The 17646-nt window shown below is 71.6% G+C and carries 16 protein-coding genes; 6 read left to right on the plus strand and 10 right to left on the minus strand.

Annotated features, from left to right (window positions below; genetic code table 11):
* Window positions 1–84: 84 nt before the first annotated feature.
* A complete protein-coding gene (locus tag IE153_RS10395; protein ID WP_189589451.1) occupies window positions 85–777 on the plus strand; it encodes a DUF6215 domain-containing protein in 693 nt (230 codons plus the stop codon).
* A 23-nt stretch (window positions 778–800) separates the two neighbouring features.
* Here the strand turns inward: IE153_RS10395 and IE153_RS10400 are convergent, their stop codons facing one another.
* Entirely contained in the window at window positions 801–3287 is a 2487-nt protein-coding gene (locus IE153_RS10400; protein WP_189589452.1) for an alpha-L-arabinofuranosidase family protein, read from the minus strand.
* 136 nt (window positions 3288–3423) lie between these two features.
* On the opposite strand from IE153_RS10400, the gene IE153_RS10405 reads away from it, so the two are divergent.
* The gene (locus IE153_RS10405) at window positions 3424–3870 is read left to right on the plus strand and encodes a DUF6314 family protein (protein ID WP_189589453.1); all 447 of its coding nucleotides are present in this window, start codon (window positions 3424–3426) and stop codon (window positions 3868–3870) included.
* Here the strand turns inward: IE153_RS10405 and IE153_RS10410 are convergent.
* The 3 genes from IE153_RS10410 to IE153_RS10420 all read right to left on the minus strand — a co-directional run bounded on the left by IE153_RS10410 (window position 3852) and on the right by IE153_RS10420 (window position 6437).
* A complete protein-coding gene (locus IE153_RS10410; RefSeq protein ID WP_189589454.1) occupies window positions 3852–4445 on the minus strand; it encodes a histidine phosphatase family protein in 594 nt (197 codons plus the stop codon). The two genes, IE153_RS10405 and IE153_RS10410, sit on opposite strands and share 19 nt — an antisense overlap.
* Before the next feature lie 73 nt (window positions 4446–4518).
* Window positions 4519–4959 (minus strand): GNAT family N-acetyltransferase, encoded by a 441-nt coding sequence (locus tag IE153_RS10415; RefSeq protein WP_189589455.1) that lies wholly within the window; start codon window positions 4957–4959, stop codon window positions 4519–4521.
* 41 nt (window positions 4960–5000) lie between these two features.
* Entirely contained in the window at window positions 5001–6437 is a 1437-nt protein-coding gene (locus IE153_RS10420) for an aminotransferase-like domain-containing protein (RefSeq protein ID WP_189589456.1), read from the minus strand.
* Between IE153_RS10420 and IE153_RS10425 the strand changes: the two genes are divergently transcribed.
* Complete coding sequence (locus tag IE153_RS10425; RefSeq protein ID WP_189589457.1) at window positions 6436–7356, plus strand: DMT family transporter; 921 nt, start codon at window positions 6436–6438, stop codon at window positions 7354–7356. The two genes, IE153_RS10420 and IE153_RS10425, sit on opposite strands and share 2 nt — an antisense overlap.
* 93 nt (window positions 7357–7449) lie before the next feature.
* On the plus strand, window positions 7450–7650 hold the full coding sequence (locus IE153_RS10430) for a DUF1918 domain-containing protein (protein WP_189589458.1): 201 nt from the start codon (window positions 7450–7452) through the stop codon (window positions 7648–7650).
* A gap of 1 nt (window position 7651) precedes the next feature.
* On the opposite strand, the gene IE153_RS10435 is transcribed toward IE153_RS10430, so the two are convergent.
* On the minus strand, window positions 7652–8881 hold the full coding sequence (locus IE153_RS10435) for a glycoside hydrolase family 10-like protein (RefSeq protein ID WP_189589459.1): 1230 nt from the start codon (window positions 8879–8881) through the stop codon (window positions 7652–7654).
* 180 nt (window positions 8882–9061) lie between these two features.
* Here IE153_RS10435 and IE153_RS10440 point away from each other — a divergent pair, with 180 nt between their 5' ends.
* Both IE153_RS10440 and IE153_RS10445 read left to right on the plus strand, forming a co-directional pair.
* Complete coding sequence (locus IE153_RS10440; RefSeq protein WP_031108714.1) at window positions 9062–9937, plus strand: 3-hydroxybutyryl-CoA dehydrogenase; 876 nt, start codon at window positions 9062–9064, stop codon at window positions 9935–9937.
* Window positions 9938–10147: 210 nt separating this feature from the next.
* A complete protein-coding gene (locus tag IE153_RS10445) occupies window positions 10148–10405 on the plus strand; it encodes a hypothetical protein (protein ID WP_031108713.1) in 258 nt (85 codons plus the stop codon).
* 13 nt (window positions 10406–10418) lie between these two features.
* Here the strand turns inward: IE153_RS10445 and IE153_RS10450 are convergent, their stop codons facing one another.
* The 5 genes from IE153_RS10450 to pheS form a co-directional block, all read right to left on the minus strand.
* Window positions 10419–10964 (minus strand): NUDIX hydrolase, encoded by a 546-nt coding sequence (locus tag IE153_RS10450; protein ID WP_189589460.1) that lies wholly within the window; start codon window positions 10962–10964, stop codon window positions 10419–10421.
* 106 nt (window positions 10965–11070) lie between these two features.
* Window positions 11071–12411 carry an NsdA family TPR-like regulatory protein gene (locus tag IE153_RS10455; protein ID WP_189589461.1) on the minus strand — a complete coding sequence of 447 codons (1341 nt, stop codon included), beginning with the start codon at window positions 12409–12411 and terminating at the stop codon, window positions 11071–11073.
* Window positions 12412–12680: 269 nt separating this feature from the next.
* Entirely contained in the window at window positions 12681–13697 is a 1017-nt protein-coding gene (locus IE153_RS10460; protein ID WP_189589462.1) for a PP2C family protein-serine/threonine phosphatase, read from the minus strand.
* A gap of 221 nt (window positions 13698–13918) precedes the next feature.
* The gene (pheT, locus tag IE153_RS10465; protein ID WP_189589463.1) at window positions 13919–16432 is read right to left on the minus strand and encodes a phenylalanine--tRNA ligase subunit beta; all 2514 of its coding nucleotides are present in this window, start codon (window positions 16430–16432) and stop codon (window positions 13919–13921) included.
* The gene (gene pheS / locus IE153_RS10470; RefSeq protein WP_189589464.1) at window positions 16432–17559 is read right to left on the minus strand and encodes a phenylalanine--tRNA ligase subunit alpha; all 1128 of its coding nucleotides are present in this window, start codon (window positions 17557–17559) and stop codon (window positions 16432–16434) included. The genes pheT and pheS overlap by 1 nt, the downstream gene beginning before the upstream one ends.
* Between the last annotated feature and the right edge of the window lie 87 nt (window positions 17560–17646).

Here is a 17646-nt window from a genome sequence, read left to right on the forward strand (position 1 = left end):
GCTCGGGAAACCGGCTTTGTCCTGGCCATGACCACAGGGTAAGGTCCCCGGGCACATTTCAGGGGATCACGGCGGGTGGGGGACATGGCCGAGGAAAACGACGCGCACAGCGAGAGCCCGAGCGCATGGGGGCAGGCGCTCGCGGCGGTGGCGCTGGTGGGGGCGCTCAGCGGCGGCTTCTGGTGGCTCGCGAAGACATCGGCCGCGGAGAGCGAGCCGAAGCCCGCCACCTGCTCCGCCGAGGAGACCCCCGGCCCGAAGGGCAAGCGCCTGACCGGCGCGCGGCTGTGCGAGGCGCTGAACCGGCCCGACCTGGCGGCGCTGCTGGGCACGCCGACGGAGATCGCGAAGACCGCCTCCGGCAGCGACGGTTCCATCGGGTCCCCGGGCGGCAAGCAGATCGCCACCCCGCAGGCCCAGGTCGAGTTCGAGACGTACACCGTGACGCTCTCGGCGACCTACGACGGCCTTCCCGTGGCCGGGTCGGAAGGACTGCTTGGTAGCTACGCCCGCCCGCAGAAGGTACTGGGCCGCCCCGGGGTTCTCTACTCCACCCGCACCATCAGCATCAGCTTCCGGCTGGACGGCGGCGACGCGGACAGCGGTCCCGGCGTTCCGGCCCGGGCCCTCTCCGTCGCCCAAAACCCGAAGGACCGCGGCGGTTCAGTCGACGTCACCCTGTGGCGCGCGGACGGAGCCGTGCCGGACGACGCGGTGCTGCTGCGGGTCGCGGAGCGGGTGCTTCAGACACTCCCGGGGTGGACCTCGCGGGGCTGAGCCCGCCCCGCGAGGTCCGGGTCCTACCTCTGCTTGATCCGCAGGAACGTCACGGAGTTCGCCGGGAACGTGTACGTGAACTTCTCGGCCACGCCCCGGAAGGTGGACGTCACCGGCGTCACCGGGGTGTCCGTCTCGGTGTTCACGGCCGTCTCGTCGGCGGCCAGCGTGGTGACGCGGGCCGTGGAGGCGACCTTGGCGCCACCGAGGTCGACGGCCGTACGGGCCTCGGCCGACCGGGCGTTGACGACCTTGACGATCAGGTCCCCGGTCCGGGCGTCCTGGGTGACGACCTGGCGGAACGGCTCGGCCGGCTTGTCGTCCTTGAAGCTGCCCCACTCCTTGCCGTCGAGGAACAGGGTGACCTGGCGGCCGCGCACCTTGATGTCGATGTCGTAGGCCCGGCCCGTCTCGATCGACCCGGCCTTCGTCATCAGGGTGCCCTTGCCGCCGTCCACGGCCTGCTCGATCGCGGACTGGGTGTTGTTCCAGCCGCCCAGGTTCCACCAGTAGTAGTTGCCGGTGTCCTTGACGCCGAAGGCGACGAGGAAGCCCTCCTTGCCGGACTTCTTGGTGGCCTTCACATGCAGGTCGTAGTCCTTCCAGGCCGGGTCGCCCGCCGTGACCATGGTGTTCTCGGCGGCGGTGTCGGTCTGGACGTAGGCCCCGTCCTGGACGCTCCAGCTGCCGGTGCCGGCGTGCTTCCACTTCGAGGCGTCACCGGAGAAGTCGTCGCCGAAGAGGGTCGAGCCGTCGTCGGAGGTGACCTTCACGTCGTCGTACGCGGCGCTGGTCGCCCACGTCGACAGGCCGACGGCGCCGGTGATGGGACCGCTGACGTCCGGGGTCCCGGTGGCCCTGGAGGGGACCACGCGGTCGCCGACGTTGTTCATGAACAGCTTCTGGACCTCGTAGTTGGCCGAGTTCCAGGAGGCCCGGTTGTTGAACCAGATCATGTCCGGCCGCCACTGGACGTAGTCCTCGTTGGCGAGCAGCGGGGCGTACGAGGCGAGCTTGACGACGTCCGCGTTGCGCTCCAGGCCCGTCATAAAGGCGGCTTCGGCCAGGCCGTTCTTCCAGGCGTTGCCCTGCGAGGCGTACTCGCCGAGGAAGACCTTGGGACCCTTGCGGTCGTAGGAGTCGTAGCGGTCGTTGTTCTGCAGGAACCAGTTCGGGCTGTTGTAGTAGTGCTCGTCGACCATGTCGACCTTGCCCTCGCGGTTCAGCTGCCAGGCGGTGTCGAAGGTCGAGCCGGCGTCGTCCGGGCCCGAGTTGGAGATGACGGTGATGTCCGGGTACTTCGCCTTGATGGCGGTCCGGAACTGCTCGAAGCGGGCGAAGAACTCCTTGGGGAGGTTCTCCTCGTTGCCGACCCCGACGTGGGTCAGGTGGAAGGGCTTGGGGTGGCCCATCCGCGCGCGGACCTTGCCCCACGTCGAGGTCGCCGGGCCGTTGGCGAACTCGATGAGGTCGAGGGTGTCCTGGATGTGCCGCTTGAGCAGCGCCTCGTTGTCGGTGGCCTTGTTCTGGCCGCAGCCGGTCACCAGGGCGGGGACGACGGGCAGCGGCATGGCGCCGATGTCCTCGGAGAAGCGGAAGTACTCGTAGTAGCCGAGGCCGTAGCTCTGGTTGTAGCCCCAGAAGTTGGCGTTGGTGGCGCGCTCCTCGACCGGGCCTACGGTGTCCTTCCACTGGTAGCTGCGCTTGCGCTGCCAGTTCGAGGCCTCGCTGTAGTCCTCCATGGAGCCGGTGTTGACCAGGCAGCCGCCGGGGAAGCGCACGAAGCCCGGCTTCAGGGCCGCGATCTTCTCGGCGAGGTCCTTGCGCAGGCCGTTCGGCTGGTTCTTGTAGGTCTCGCGCGGGAAGAGCGACACCTCGTCGAGCGCGGCGGCGTCCGCCGAGGCGACGGCGAGCCGGCCGCGGTTGCTGGTGCGGGTCGCCGTGAAGGTGGCCTTGTACTTGGCCCAGCCGCCCTTCACGGTGACCTGGCGGGCGGTGGCGAGGCTGCCCGCGGCGTCCTTCAGCGAGACGGTGAGCGTGCTGCCGCTCGCGGCGCGGGCCCACACGGAGAAGTCGTAGCGCTTGCCCTGCTCGACCCTGATGCCGGTGTTGTAGCCGGAGTTCGTGACGGACGAACCGGCGCCCAGGGAGAGGTAGTTGCGGTTGCGTTCGTTGAGCCGCCCGGAGTCGTCGACGACCTGGGCCGTGCCGCCCACCGACCAGGAGGTCAGAGGCGTGTAGGAGCCGTTGTCGGCGGTGGAGTACTCGAAGGATCGGTTCTGCACGAGCTCGGCGTACAGACCGCCGTCGGCGGCCCGGTTGATGTCCTCGAAGAAGACGCCGTACATCGTGTCGTCGATCTTCGCGCCCTGGGCGGACGGGTCGACGGTGATCGCGTAGTCGGTGGCGTCCTCGGCCTGCGCGGGGGCCGGTACGAGGGCTGTCGCCGTCAGGAGAGCGGTGGTCGTGAGACCCAGTCTCCATCGGGGGCGGGCGGCGGTGCGTGGCATGGATACTCCGCGGCTCTCGGTAGAGGAGTGTTCGAAATATCAGACATTGGTCAGCACTTCGAACGGCAAGATAGGGAGGGGGCGGATGCGCGTCAATGGGTCGCGCAGGAACGGTGGGAACGGAGAGCGGGGCAGGATGGGCGAGTTCTGGCCAGTGCCGGACGCGCTGGCGTATCTGGCCGGGCGCTGGCGGGTGTCACGGTCGGTGCGGGATCTCGCGAGCGGCGCGGAAGGCGAGTTCACCGGAACCACCGAGTTCCGCGAGGACGGAGAGGCGCCCGGCGGGCTGCTGCACCACGAGTCGGGGACCTTCGTCTGGCAGGGCGTCGCCCGGCCCGCCGAGCGGACGCTGCGGTTCCTGCGGGGCCCGGGCGGCACGGCTCAGGTGCGGTTCGCCGACGGGCGGCCGTTCCACGACCTCGATCTGACGTCCGGTCGGCATGTCGCCGCCCACCCCTGTGCGGCGGACCTCTACCGCGGCGAGTTCACCGTCCACGACTGCGCCCACTGGCGGACGGTGTGGCGCGTCGGCGGCCCCTCCAAGGACCTCGTCCTGCGGACCGACTACGCGCGCGAGGGCTGAGCGGCCGCCCCGTCGAAGCGCAGGTTCCAGCGACCCGCCCGGCCCGTCACGGCGGTCGTCGACAGCGGGCGGACGTCGATGTTCCAGTACGTCGAGGGCGGTGCCTTCAGGGCGTACACCAGGGCGGCCCGGATCACGGACGGCTCGGCCACCGCCACGACCCGGCAGCCGTCCTCGACGGGCCGGGTGTCGAGCCAGCCGCCGACACGCGTGATGAAGTCGACCAGCGACTCACCGCCATGCGGTGTGGCGCGGGGGTCGGCGAGCCAGGCGTCCACGGCGTCCGGCTCCCGGGCCATCGCCTCGCCGAGGGTCAGCCCACGCCACCGGCCCATGTCGCAGTCGCGCAGGCCCAACTGGACCAGCGGCGCGTACCCGAGCCCCTCCCCCGTCGACCGGCTGCGCGGAGTCGGCGAGCAGTAGCGCAGTTCGGCCGCGGCGAGCGGCAGCAGCTCCTGGGCGAGGCGCTCCACCTCACCCCAGCCGGCCTGGTCCAGCGGCCGGTCGTCCTCGAAACGCTCGGCGAGCAGCGGAGAGCTGCGCGCGGAGGCGACGAACGTGACCCGAAGTGGCATGCGGCGATCGTGGGCGCAGCAAGTGCGCAGGTCAAGAGGTGTTACCTACGAGTTACCGAGGGTGTGCCGGCCTTCACTGGCCGAAGATGAGCGCCATCCAGTGCTCGGGCCGTTCCAGCGGCGCGAACCCGAGTTTCGCGTACACCCCGTGCGCGTCGTGGGTGGCGAGGAGGACGCGCCGCACCCCGTACTGCCGCATCTCGTCCCGTACCGCGGCCACGAGCGCGCTGCCGACGCCCTTGCCGCGCACCGACGGATCGACGTACACGTCACACAGCCACCCGAAGGTCGCCCGGTCCGTGATCACCCGGGCGTACGCGACCTGCTCCCCCGACACGGTCTCGTAGACGCCGAAGTTGAGCGAGCCCTCGATCGCCCGGTCCTGCTTCTCCCTCGAACGCCCCAGCGCCCAGTACGCGTCGGTGGACAGCCAGTGGTGCACGCGCGCGCGGTCGACGCGGCCGGGGTCGGTGGAGATCTCGTAGCCCTCGGGCAGGCTCGGCGTTTCGGTCATGTCCGCGATGCTCGCAGGCCGCCCGAAGGTGCGTCGAGCGGTTATCCCAGCACCTCGTCACAGGCCCTGCGCAGCCGTCGTACACCCTCCGCGATCTCTCCGGTCCCGGCGACCGCCGCGAAGCTCAGTCGGACGTGCGCGGCCGGAGGTTCGGCGCTGAAGTACGGGCGGCCGGGTGTGAGGGCGACGCCGGCGCGCAGGGCCGCGGAGGTCAGGGCCGACTCGTCCGTGCCGTCGGGCAGGCGGGGCCACAGGTGGTAGCCGCCGGAGGGGATGTGCGGCAGGGCCAGCTCCGGCAGGTGCAGGGCGAGCGCGCCGGTCATCGCGTCCCGCCGGGTCTTCAACTCCGCGGCGACGGCCCGCAGATGACGCGGCCAGGCGGGCGAGCCGACGAGTTCGAGTGCGGCCTCCTGGAGCGGGCGCGGCACGAAGAACGTGTCGACGACCTGGATGGCGCGCAGCCTCTCCAGCACCGGCCCGCGCGCGGCCAGGGCGCTCACCCGGAAGCTCGGCGAGGTCGCCTTGGTCAGCGAGCAGACATGGACGACGACGCCGTCGGGGTCGTCGGCGGCCAGCGGGCGCGGCAGGGGCCCGGCGTCCTCGTGCACGAGCCTGCGCACGAAATCGTCCTCGACGACGAACGCGCCCGCCTCGCGGGCGATGCGCAGCACCTCGGCGCGCCGCTCGGGCGCGAGCACCGCGCCGGTGGGGTTCTGGAAGAGCGGCTGGCAGACGAAGGCCGGGGCGCCGGTGGCGCGGAAGGCGTCGGCGAGCAGCGCCGGTTTCACGCCGTCGGCGTCCACCGGGACCGGCACCGGGCGCAGACCGGCGGCCCGGGCGATGGCGAGCATGCCGGGGTAGGTGGGCGATTCGACCAGGACGGGGGCGCCGGACGGGGCGAGGGCGCGCAGGGCGGTGGTGAGCGCGGACTGTCCGCCCGCGGTGACCAGCACTTCGGCGGCGGTGAAGGACCCGCCGATGCCGCGTGCGAACCACTCGCGCAGCTCCGGCAGCCCCTCCATGGGCGGGCGCCCCCAGGCACCGGGACGCCGCCCGGCCCGCGAGAGGGCCGCTGCCATCGCCCGCTCCGGCTGCAACGACGGATGCAGATAGCCGCCGTTGAACTCGATCACGCCGGGCGGCGGGGCGGCCAGCGACACCAGCACCCCGGAGGCGTCGACCGAGCGTGGGACGAGGTCGGCTGCGCCGTCGGCGCTGAGGGCGACCTCCTGCCAGGAGGTGTCCCCGGCGGGGGCCGGTGCCGTCCGGGCCTGTGCGCGGAACGCGCCCGCCCCGGGCCGGGTGACCACGAGACCCTCGGCGGCGAGCTGTGCCAGAGCCCGCGACACCGTCACGGGGCTCACCCGGAACCGCTCCACCAGAGCACGGCTCGACGGCAGCTTTCCACCGGGAGAGTAGCGGTCGAGCTCCCGCTTCAGCTGTTCCGCCAGTTCACCTACGCTGCTACGCTCGTGCATGACAGCACAGAGTAGCGCTACTGCCGCACCTTCGATAGCGGTCGCCGGCTCGGAACCGGAGCGTCCCGGCTTCGGCACCCTCCAGGCCGCCCTCGGCGTCGTCGCCTTCTCCCTCACGTTCCCGGCCACCGCCTGGGGGCTGGAGGGCTTCGGGCCCTGGTCGCTGGTCGCCGTGCGGAGCGTTCTGGCAGCGGTGATCGCGGGCGGCTGTCTGCTGGCCCTGCGCGTGCCGCTGCCCGCCCGCCGGCACTGGGCGGGGCTCGCGGTGGTCGGGGCCGGTGTCGTCCTCGGCTTCCCCCTGCTGACCACGCTGGCGCTGGAGACCTCCACCACCGCGCACGCCGCCGTCGTGGTCGGACTGCTTCCGCTGACCACCGCGCTCTTCTCCGCGCTGCGCGTCGGCACCCGGCCCTCGCGCACCTTCTGGGTCGCGGCCCTGGCGGGCGCGACGGCGGTGCTGGCCTTCACCGTGCAGCAGAGCGGCGGCACTCTGACCACCGCCGACCTGTACCTCTTCGCCGCGCTGCTGGTCTGCGCGGCCGGCTACACCGAGGGCGGCCGGCTGGCCCGGATCATGCCGGGCTGGCAGGTGATCGGCTGGGCACTGGTGCTGTGCCTGCCGCTGACCGTGCCGCTCGCCGTGCTCGCCCTGGCGCACGAACCCGTGCGGCTGACCGCGCACAGCGTCACCGGCCTGTTGTGGGTCGCGGCCGGCTCGCAGTTCGTCGGTCTGATCGTCTGGTACCGAGGCATGGCGGCCATCGGCATCCCCAAAGCCAGCCAGTTGCAGCTCGCCCAGCCGCTGCTCACACTGGTGTGGTCGGTGCTGCTGCTGGGCGAGCACCTCACGGTCGCCGCCCCGCTGACGGCCGCGGCGGTGCTGGTCTGCATCGCCGTCACGCAGCGATCAGGCGGCTGAGCGGGAGCGCGCACGGCCACTGCCAACGGGCGCCCCCCGCCGTAGACTCGGAGGCCACGGACCGCTGCTCCACACATCGTGAGGAGGCCCCAGATGCGCGCAACCGCGGGCGACCAGCTTGTCCAGCACGGCAGGGTGGTCGGTCAGCACGACAAGGTCGGCGAGATCGTCGAAGTGCTCGGCCCCGAGGGAAACCCCCCGTACCGCGTCCGGTTCGAGGACGGGCACGAGGGCGTGTGCTCCCCGGGACCCGACACCGAGATCCGGCACCGGGAGACCACCACCGGGCCATGACTCAGCGCGGGGGCGGCGCCGGCTGCCCGTAGTGGTCGGCGACGACCCGCGCCATCGCCCCGATCCGGTCGGCCGCCACGTCCTTGGCGGCGAAATAGACGTGCCCGCGCACCTGCGCGTGCTCCTTGGCCAGCGTCAGGTGCCGGGACAGCTCGCCCGTCTGCTGCCACGCCGCGGGCTGCGCCGGGTCACCCGCCTTGTACAGCGCCTCCCCCACGTAGAGCTGCGTCGAGCTGCCGCGCGCGACCTCCGCCCACCAGGGCACCAGCTTCGCGTAGTCGGCGGCGGCGAAGCCGATGTTCCAGTACAGCTGCGGGACGATGTAGTCGATCCAGCCCTCGCGCACCCACTTCCGGGTGTCCGCGTGCAGATCGTCGTACGTCTCCACACCCGCCTTGGTGTCCGAGCCGAGCGGGTCGGTCCCGGCGTTGCGCCACACGCCGAAGGGGCTGATGCCGAAGCGTGCGTCCGGCCGGACCTCCTTGACGCGGTCCGCCGTCTCCCGCACCAGCAGGTCGATGTTGTCCCGGCGCCAGGCGGCCCGGTTCGGGAAGCCGCCGCCGTGCTCGTCGTAGGCGGCCTCGTCGTCGAAGGTCTGCCCGGCCACGGGGTACGGGTAGAAGTAGTCGTCGAAGTGGACGCCGTCCACGGGGTACTTCGCCACCGCGTCGAGCATCGCGTCCTCGACGAAGGCGCGGACCTCGGGCAGCCCCGGGTTGTAGAAGAGCTTCCCGCCGTACGTCACCACCCAGTGGGGGTTCTCGCGGGCGGGGTGGGAGGCCGCCAGGCGGGACGGGTCGGCGTGCACGGCGATCCGGTACGGGTTGAACCAGGCGTGCAGCCGAAGACCCCGGGCATGGGCCTCCTCGACGGCCGTGCCCAGCGGGTCCCAGCCGGGGTCCTTGCCCTGGGTGCCGGTGAGGTACTGCGACCAGGGCTCGTACGGCGAGGGCCACATGGCGTCCGCCGTGGGCCGGACCTGGAAGAACACGGTGTTGAGGCGGTTGTCGGCCGCCGTGTCGAGATGGGTGAGCAGTTCGGCGCGCTGCTGCGACGCGGTCAGCCCGGACTTCGACGGCCAGTCGCGGTTGGCCACGGACGCGATCCAGACGCCCCGCATCTCGGAGTCCGCCGCCCCGCCCCGGTGCCCGGTCGCGGCCGACGCCCGAGGCATCATCGTGAAAGCCGACAGCGCCGCCACCGCGAACGCCCTGCGTGAGACTCGTCCCATCCGCATGCCCCAAAAAGCCGCGGATCCGCCCGGTCGCGGATCGCTCCGGACCCAGCATGCCCGAAGCGGACCCGACCCCCGCGATCGATCATCGATACTTCGGAGTAACGTGCTCGAACGGAGCAGGCGCCGGGACCCGGCGAGCCTGCCCGGACGTGGATCAGCAGCGAAAGGGACGATGTGACGGACATCCCAGCGGGAGACATTGCACGCGTCGGAGTCGTGGGCTGCGGTCAGATGGGCGCGGGCATCGCCGAGGTGTGCGCCCGGGCCGGCCTGGACGTCATGGTCGCCGAGACCACCGGCGAGGCCCTGGAGATCGGCCGCACCCGGCTGTTCACCTCCCTGGCCAAGGCAGCAGAGCGCGGCAAGATCACCGAGGAGGAGCAGGAGGACACGCTGGCCCGCCTGAGCTTCACCACGGACCTCGGCGAGTTCGCCGACCGTGACCTGGTGATCGAGGCCGTCGTCGAGAACGAGCAGGTCAAGACCGAGATCTTCCAGGTGCTCGACCAGGTCGTGACCCGGCCTGACGCGATCCTGGCCTCCAACACCTCCTCGATCCCGCTGGTGAAGCTCGCGGTGGCGACGTCGCGGCCCGACCAGGTCATCGGCATCCACTTCTTCAACCCGGCCCCGGTGCAGAAGCTCGTCGAGCTGATCCCGGCGCTTACCACGTCCGAGGGCACGATCAGCCGCGCCCAGCTGTTCACCGAGAAGCTGCTCGGCAAGCACGCCATCCGCGCCCAGGACCGTTCCGGCTTCGTCGTCAACGCGCTGCTGATCCCGTATCTGCTCTCCGCGATCCGGATGTTCGAGACGGGCATCGCCAGCCGCGAGGACATCGACAACGGCATGGAGATGGGCTGCGCCCACCCGATGGGCCCCCTGAAGCTCTCCGACCTGATCGGCCTGGACACGGTCGCCTCGGTCGCCCAGTCCATGTACGAGGAGTACAAGGAGCCTCTGTACGCCGCTCCCCCGCTCCTGCAGCGCATGGTCGACGCGGGCCGGCTCGGCCGCAAGACGGGCTCGGGCTTCTACACGTACGCCTGACCGCCGACCGAGGCCGATTACGGACGGTCAGATTTCGGCCATGCAGTGGGCCCGGCACCTGTTCAGGTGCCGGGCCCACTGCATTCACACACCGTGTGCGTGCCGGGCTCGCATATGCCCCTCGCACACTCTCCCCAGGCGCCCACCAGGCGAGTTGACTCCTCATGCGCATGCAAGGGATGTGAAACGACTACGGAAAGGAGCGGACTCGTGACCGCCGATCCCGAGCATCCCGTCGTCCATGGAGAACTCGCAGAGTTACGACGCCGCCTCGACGTGGCCTACGCCCGCGTCGAGGGCGGGCTGGCTCTGCTCAGCCACCGCACCGAGGAGACCGCCAAGGAGATCGACGAGCTCAACACCCGGATCCACACGCTCGAACACACGCGCTGGCCGCTGCCCGCGGTCGCCGCCCTCACCGCCGTGGGTGCCCTCGTCCTGGCGATCTGGCAGGCGCTGGGACGCTGAGGCCCTGTACGGCCTAAGGCAACGCGTCCTGTCCGAGCCTGAGATGGTGCAGCAGAAGTAACGCGGCCGCCATGTTGGCGGCCGGGACCTCGCCGCGGGCGACCATGTCGGGGACGAGTTTGAGAGGCACCCATTCCCGGCGGTCCGACTCGAAGTCGTCCACGGGGTGCCCGACGTAGTCGCCCTCGTCGGCCCAGTACACGTGGTGCCGGGCGTCGGTGAGCCCGTTGGACGGCTCCACGCTCATGAGGTGGCGCAGGGGTCCCGGCCGCCAGCCGGTTTCCTCCTCCAGTTCCCTGGCGGCCGCGCGGGCGATGTCCTCGCCGTCCTCGACCACGCCGGCCGCGAGTTCCCACCCCCAGCTGTCGGTGATGAAGCGGTGCCGCCAGAGCAGCAGCACCTCGTTGGCCTCGTTGACGACCGTGGCCACCGCAACGGGCCGCAGCCGTATGAGGTAGTGGTCCAGATGCCGGCCGTCGGGCAGTTCGACATCCGCGAGATTGACGCTGAACCAGCGGTTTGAGTACACAGTTTGTTCGTTGTGTTTCGTCCACTGCACGGTTCTGCCACCTTCCGTCGAGTAAGTGGCAATATCGCAGCAGGGACGGAGGGAGAGCAGGCGCACGGGAAGCGCCTCGGAGCGACACGGGCACCACCGCCCGGATCTACAACGGTACGCGCAAGGCCCCGTCGATGAGTTCGGCCGCCTCGGTCGTGCCCGCGCAACCGCTGCGCACCAGGTGCTCCCGCACCGCGCGCAGCCGGTCGCGCAGCCGCTGGGACTCCATGCCCCGGGCCTGCTCGGCCATCTGCACGGCGATGGCCACCGCCTTGTCGGCGTTGCCCTGCCGCAGCTCGATGGTGCTGAGCATCGCCAACCGGTGCACCCGGCCGCGGTCGTGCGCCGGGTTGTCGACGGCGGCCGCGGCATGCTCTCCTGCGGCCGCGATCTCCCCGAGGCTCAGCAGCGCCTCCGCCACCTGCACGTTGACGAGCCCGGGCTGGACATAACCGGTCTCGTCGGGCTCGTAGCCGCGCCGGATGCGCTCGGCGGACTGCTCGGCCCGCCGGATGCAGGACAGGGCGCTGCTGCCGTCGCCGAGGTGCGCGTACGCCTTGGCCTGCATCGCGTACAGGTCGGAGGCGAGCGCCGGGGTGATGTGCTTGCCGGCGGCCCGCAGCGCGGCCTCCGCGAAGGCCACCGACTGCCGGTACTCCCTCATGAACAGCGACTGGTTGACGAGCAGGGCGATCACATACGCCCCGAGCCCCCGGTCCCCGCTGGCCTTGGCGAGCCGCAGCGCCTGGTGGAAGTAGCGCTGGGCGAGTCCGTGGGCGTCGGAGTCGTAGGCGCAGATGCCGGCGACCGCCACCAACCCGCCGGTGGCCCGGTGCAGTTGCCGGCCGGTCTCGTCGGTGTAGCTGCCGCGCAGCAGCGGGGCGGCCTCGGCGTTGAGGAAGCCGACGATCCGGGCTCGCGTCGCGATGCCCCCGGCCTTGCGGTACATCTGCTCGTAGTGCGCGCGGGCGGCCCGCAGCATCTCCAGGTCGCCCGTGGTGACCCGGTGTCTGCCGCCGCGTGAGACGTCCACGTCCTCGGGCGGGTTCTCCCACTCCCACACCGGCATCACGGCGGGCGTGCCGGTGAGCGCGGGCGCGCCCAGGATGTGCGGCCGCTGCTGCTGGTCGGATCGCCACAGGGCGGTGGCCCGTTCGACGAACCCGGACAGCGAGCCGGTGTGCGGGGCGGACGGCTCACCCGGCACGCCGAGGCCGATGTCGTCGAGGGTGACCTGCCGTTGCAGCCGGCCCGCGAGCACCTCGCAGATCAGGTCGGGCACCTGACCCCGGGGCCGCTGCCCCTTCAACCACCGGGCGACGGCGGTGTGTTCGTACCTCAGGGACTGACCCCGTGCCCGTCCCGCCTGGTTGACGTGTGCGGCCAGCCCCGCGTGCGAGATCCCCGCCTCGTCCAGGATCGCGTCGAGCAGAGTGTTGGGCTGCATGTGGGCCCCCCGGATGGCTCGGTGCGGACAGGTTAGTGGTTCCGCGTTCACACGGGGTGTGAACGGAGTGCTCGAATCCGCACGGTGTGCGCACTGTCGCTCAGAGTCGCCGACCGGTTGACTGAATTGCCTCGAAAGAGGCCGGCCGGGCCGCCGGCTCCCCCTCGTACAGTGCGGCGGCCCGCACCCGCCGTCCGCCCAGCTGCCTGCCCGACACTCCGTGGCGGGGCGGACGGCTCCGCCGGCCGTGTCTTCTCTCGCCGTGGTGTCTAAGGTGCCGTCGTGGTCTGCGGGTGCGTCGTGGCCGTTCGCCCAGTTCCCCGCGCCCCCAGGTTGGCAGGCCCCCCGTTTCTCAGTACCAGCAGCGCGATGTCGTCCGGCGGTGTGCCCCTGGTGTGGTGTCGCAGAGCGGTCGAGATCCTGCCGACGACCGCCTGCGCGAAGAGCGGGCCTTCCGCCACCGCACTCGACAGCGCGGTCGCCAGGGGGAAGAAGCGGCCACGGGCGTCCCGGGCGTCCTGCGCGCCGTCGGTGAAGAGCAACAACGCGTCGTCGGGCTCCAGGCGGCCGAGTCCCACCGTCGGCAGCACCGGCGGGAGCGGGAACAGGCCCAGGGGCGGTTGCGGGTCGCCGGGGGCGAGTTGGTCCGCCCGGGCGCCGCTCAGCAGGTAGGGCCAGGGATGGCCGCAGTTCAGCGCGAGCATCTCGCCATCGGGCCGGATCTCCACGAGGAGCAGGGTCACGAACTCCTCGGCGGCGCCCGCGGGATGCTCCTGGCGCAGATGACGGGCCAGGGCGCGATCGAGCCGGCGCAGCACCCCGTAGAGGTCCTGCTCGTCGTGAGCGGCCTCGCGGAAGCAGCCCAGCACGGCGGCGACGGTCCCGAACGCACCGATCCCGTGCCCGCGTACGTCGCCCATCACGGCTCGCACGCCGTGCTCGGTGGCGACGACCTCGTACAGGTCGCCCCCGACAGCGGCGCCACGCTCCGCCGACACCTGGGCGGCGGCCACGTCCAGCCCGTCGATCCGTGAGGGCAGCGGCCGCAGCAGTGCGCGCTGCGCTGCGCCGGCGACCCGGCGCAACTGGCGCAGCTCCCGCATCAGCGAGTGCCGCACGTGCAGGATCAGCACGGTCCCGACGGCGAAGAACACGGCGCTGGTGACGATCCGCGCCGGGAGACCGGTCTCCCGGGCGAGCGGACAGAGCAGCTTGTACGCGACGGCCGCAGCGCCCCACGCGATGGCAAGACCGAGGCTGCGCACCCGACCCCTGACGCGGATCATGCCGATGGCCCCCCAATAGGCCCTGACACACAGAATCGGACCGGCCCGAGAAGGCCGGTCCGATTCTGTCGACAGCACGCCGCAAACGGGGAGATCACCCACCTTTACCACTCAAACGAGTGAGGTGACCCGGCCGTCTTTTGGGGGCGCGGGGAACTGCCCGAACGGCCACGACGAACCCGCAGCCGCCAACCCGTCGCAGCTCCCCGCCCCTTGGGGGCTCAGCTCCGCAGCTCCGCCCCCACACGCTCACCCGCGAGGGCGACCGCCGCGTCCCGGGCCGCGGACGCCTCGTCCACGGTCAGCGTCCGGTCGGCGGCGCGGAACCGCAGCGCGTACGCCAGCGACTTCCGCCCCTCGCCCAGCTGCTCGGCGTTCTCGTACACGTCGAACAGCCGGATGGACTCCAGCAGTTCCCCGGCTCCGTCCCGCAGTGCCGCCTCGACGTCCACGGCCGGCACGAACGCGTCGACGACCAGGGCGACGTCCTGCGTGGCGACGGGGAACGTGGAGATCCGGGGTGCCGCCGCGGTGGCGTCACCGGCGGTCTCCACCGCGTCCAGGTCGAGCTCCATCGCGCAGGTGCGCGCGGGCAGCCCGAGGGCCTTCACGACCCGCGGGTGCAACTCGCCCGCGTGCCCGACGACCCGCTCGGCGCCGTCCACGGTGACCGCCAGCTCGGCGCACCGCCCGGGGTGCCAGGGTCCGTACTGACCCTTGCGGATGACGAGCTCGGCGCCGGCCTCACGGGCGACGGTCCGTGCGGCCTCGACCGCGTCGGCCCAGTCGGCCGGACGGCCCTTGCCCCACCAGCCGGCCTGCTCGCGCGCCCCGGCGAGGACGACGGCGATGTGCCGCGGCTGGTCGGGCAGCGCCGCGTTCAGCTCGGCGAGCTCCTCGTCGGTCGGGCGGCCGTCGACGGGCAGCACGGCCGCGACCCGCTGCTCCTCGCGCGGCCGGAAGACCAGACCGGACTCGAACAGCGCGAGGTCGTGCGAGCCCCGGCCGTCGTTGCGCCGCAGGGCGGCGAGCAGACCCGGCAGCAGCGACGTGCGCAGCGCGGGCTCCTCGTCGCTCAGCGGGTTGCTCAGCTTGACGACACGGCGGGCCGGGTCGTCCGCCTCGAGGCCGAGCTGGTCGAAGACCTGCTCGCCGATGAACGGGTAGTTCAGCGCCTCGACGTATCCGGCACCGGCCAGGGCACGGCCGACGCGGCGGTGCAGCCGCTGCCGGTCCGTCAGGCCGAGACCCGCCGGCGGCTTGGGCAGCGTGGAGGGCAGGTTCTCGTAGCCCTCCAGCCGGATGACCTCTTCGGCCAGGTCGTTCGGGTCGGTGAGGTCGGGCCGCCAGGACGGGACGGTGACGATCAGCTCGTCCTGCCCGTACACGTCGCAGCCGACCTCCTGGAGGCGGCGCACGACGGTCTCGCGGCCGTAGGCGACGCCCGCGACCTTGTCCGGGTGGTCGGCCGGGACGGTGATGGTGCGCGGCGCGGACGGGGCGAGGACCTCGGTGACGCCGGCCTCGGCGGTGCCGCCCGCGAGCAGGACCAGCAGGTCGACGGTGCGCTGTGCGGCGGCCGCCGCGGCCTGCGGGTCGGTGCCGCGCTCGAAGCGCCGAGACGCCTCGGAGGACAGCTTGTGCCGGCGGGCCGTGCGTGCGATCGACACCGCGTCGAAGTGCGCGGCCTCGATGACGACGTCCGCCGTGGCACTCTCGACGTTGTCGTGGTCGGCGATCTCCGTGTTGGCGCCGCCCATGACACCGGCGAGCCCGATCGGGCCGCGGTCGTCGGTGATCACCAGGTCCTCGGCGTCCAGCGTGCGCTCGACGCCGTCGAGGGTGGTGAGCTTCTCGCCCGCCTCGGCCCGGCGTACGCCGATCGTGCCCTGGACCAGACCGCGGTCGTAGGCGTGCAGGGGCTGGCCGAGCTCCATCATCACGTAGTTCGTGACGTCGACGGCGAGCGAGATCGGGCGCATGCCGACCTTCTGCAGGCGGCGCTGGAGCCAGATCGGGGAGCGGGCCTCGGCGCTCAGGCCGGTCACCGTGCGGGCGGTGAAGCGGTCGCAGCCGGTGGGGTCCGAGATCTGGACCGGGTAGCCGTAGGCGTTCGGGCCGGGCACGTCGATCAGCGCCGGGTCGCGCAGCGGCAGGCCGTAGGCGATGGCGGTCTCGCGGGCCACGCCGCGCAGCGACAGGCAGTAGCCGCGGTCGGGCGTGACGGCGATGTCGAGGACCTCGTCGACCAGTTCCAGCAGCTCGACGGCGTCCTTGCCGATCTCGGTCTCCGGCGGCAGGACGATGATGCCCTTGGTGCCGTCGTCGCCCATGTTCAGCTCGTCGCTGGAGCAGATCATGCCGCGCGACATCCGGCCGTAGGTCTTGCGCTCGGCGATCTGGAAGTCACCGGGCAGGACGGCGCCGGGCAGGGCCACGACGACCTTGTCGCCCACGGCGAAGTTGCGGGCGCCGCAGATGATCTCCTGCGACTCGCCGGTGCCGTTGGCCTGGCCGACGTCGACGGTGCAGAAGCGGATCGGCTTCTTGAAGTCCGTCAGCTCCTCGATCGTCGCCACCTGGCCGACGACCAGCGGACCCTTGAGGTCGGCGCCGAGCTGCTCGACGGTCTCGACCTCCAGACCGGCCGAAATGAGCTTGGCCTGCACGTCGCGACCGGTCTCCGTCTCCGGCAGGTCGACGTACTCCCGCAGCCAAGAAAGCGGGACCCGCATCAGATCTCCATCCCGAACGGCCGGGTGAACCGGACGTCACCCTCGACCATGTCTCGCATGTCTTCGACGTTGTGGCGGAACATCAGCATCCGCTCGATGCCGAACCCGAAGGCGAAGCCGCTGTACTTCTCGGGGTCGACGCCGCAGGCGGTGAGCACCCGCGGGTTGACCATGCCGCAGCCGCCGAGCTCGATCCAGCCCTCGGAGGAGCAGGTGCGGCAGGGGCGGTCGGGGTTGCCGATGGACTCGCCCTTGCAGACGTAGCAGAGCATGTCCATCTCGGCACTGGGCTCGGTGAACGGGAAGAAGTTCGGCCGCAGCCGGGTCTTCATGTCCGCGCCGAACAGGGCCTGGACCATGTGGTCGAGGGTGCCCTTGAGGTCGGCCATCGTCAGGCCCTCGTCGACCGCCAGCAGCTCGATCTGGTGGAAGACGGGCGTGTGCGTGGCGTCCAGCTCGTCGGTGCGGAACACACGGCCGGGGCAGACGATGTAGACGGGCAGCTCACGGTCGAGCAGCGCGCGGGCCTGCACCGGGGAGGTGTGGGTGCGCAGGACGACGCCGGACCCGGACTCGTCGGTGCCTTCGGGGCCCTGGACGAAGAACGTGTCCTGCATCTGCCGGGCCGGGTGGTCGGGCAGGAAGTTCAGGGCGTCGAAGTTGAACCACTCCGCCTCGGCCTCCGGCCCCTCGGCGACCTCGTAGCCCATGGCCACGAAGACGTCCGCGACCCGCTCCATCATGGTGGTGAGCGGGTGCCGGGCGCCGGACGGCACGCGGTCGTACGGCAGCGTGACGTCCACCGCCTCCTCGACGAGCACGCGCGCGTCCCGCTCGGCCTCGAGCTCCACCTGGCGGGCGGCGAGGGCCTTGTTCACGGCGCCTCGGGCCTGGCCGACGCGCTTGCCGGCCTCGGCCTTGGCGTGCGGGGGCAGGGCGCCGATCTCGCGGTTGGCGAGGGCCAGCGGGGAGGTGGGGCCGGTCTGGGCGACCTTGGCCTCGTGGAGCGCGTCGAGGGAGTCCGCGGCGGCGAAGGCGGCGAGCGCCTCGTCCCGCATGCGCTCGATCTCTTCCGGTTTCAACGTCTCGACCTCGACAGGGTCGTACGACTTATTCGGTGCCGACATCTCTTCCCGTGCTTCCGATTGGCTGGCTGGAGGTCCCCGTCTCCGACTCGGACGGCCGCCTGAAGGGACACAAAGGTGCCAATGGCC

This window comes from Streptomyces massasporeus (assembly GCF_014648995.1).
GTDB classification, from domain to species: domain Bacteria; phylum Actinomycetota; class Actinomycetes; order Streptomycetales; family Streptomycetaceae; genus Streptomyces; species Streptomyces massasporeus.

Bases quoted from the DNA above. Each gene is read 5' to 3' on its own strand.
- IE153_RS10430 (WP_189589458.1), top strand. From the start codon at position 7,450: ATGCGCGCAACCGCGGGCGACCAGCTTGTCCAGCACGGCAGGGTGGTC.
- IE153_RS10425 (WP_189589457.1), top strand. From the start codon at position 6,436: ATGACAGCACAGAGTAGCGCTACTGCCGCACCTTCGATAGCGGTCGCC.
- IE153_RS10435 (WP_189589459.1), bottom strand. From the start codon at position 8,881: ATGGGACGAGTCTCACGCAGGGCGTTCGCGGTGGCGGCGCTGTCGGCT.
- IE153_RS10410 (WP_189589454.1), bottom strand. From the start codon at position 4,445: ATGCCACTTCGGGTCACGTTCGTCGCCTCCGCGCGCAGCTCTCCGCTG.
- IE153_RS10455 (WP_189589461.1), bottom strand. From the start codon at position 12,411: ATGCAGCCCAACACTCTGCTCGACGCGATCCTGGACGAGGCGGGGATC.
- IE153_RS10460 (WP_189589462.1), bottom strand. From the start codon at position 13,697: ATGATCCGCGTCAGGGGTCGGGTGCGCAGCCTCGGTCTTGCCATCGCG.
- pheS (WP_189589464.1), bottom strand. From the start codon at position 17,559: ATGTCGGCACCGAATAAGTCGTACGACCCTGTCGAGGTCGAGACGTTG.
- IE153_RS10420 (WP_189589456.1), bottom strand. From the start codon at position 6,437: ATGCACGAGCGTAGCAGCGTAGGTGAACTGGCGGAACAGCTGAAGCGG.
- pheT (WP_189589463.1), bottom strand. From the start codon at position 16,432: ATGCGGGTCCCGCTTTCTTGGCTGCGGGAGTACGTCGACCTGCCGGAG.
- IE153_RS10400 (WP_189589452.1), bottom strand. From the start codon at position 3,287: ATGCCACGCACCGCCGCCCGCCCCCGATGGAGACTGGGTCTCACGACC.
- IE153_RS10415 (WP_189589455.1), bottom strand. From the start codon at position 4,959: ATGACCGAAACGCCGAGCCTGCCCGAGGGCTACGAGATCTCCACCGAC.
- IE153_RS10395 (WP_189589451.1), top strand. From the start codon at position 85: ATGGCCGAGGAAAACGACGCGCACAGCGAGAGCCCGAGCGCATGGGGG.
- IE153_RS10405 (WP_189589453.1), top strand. From the start codon at position 3,424: ATGGGCGAGTTCTGGCCAGTGCCGGACGCGCTGGCGTATCTGGCCGGG.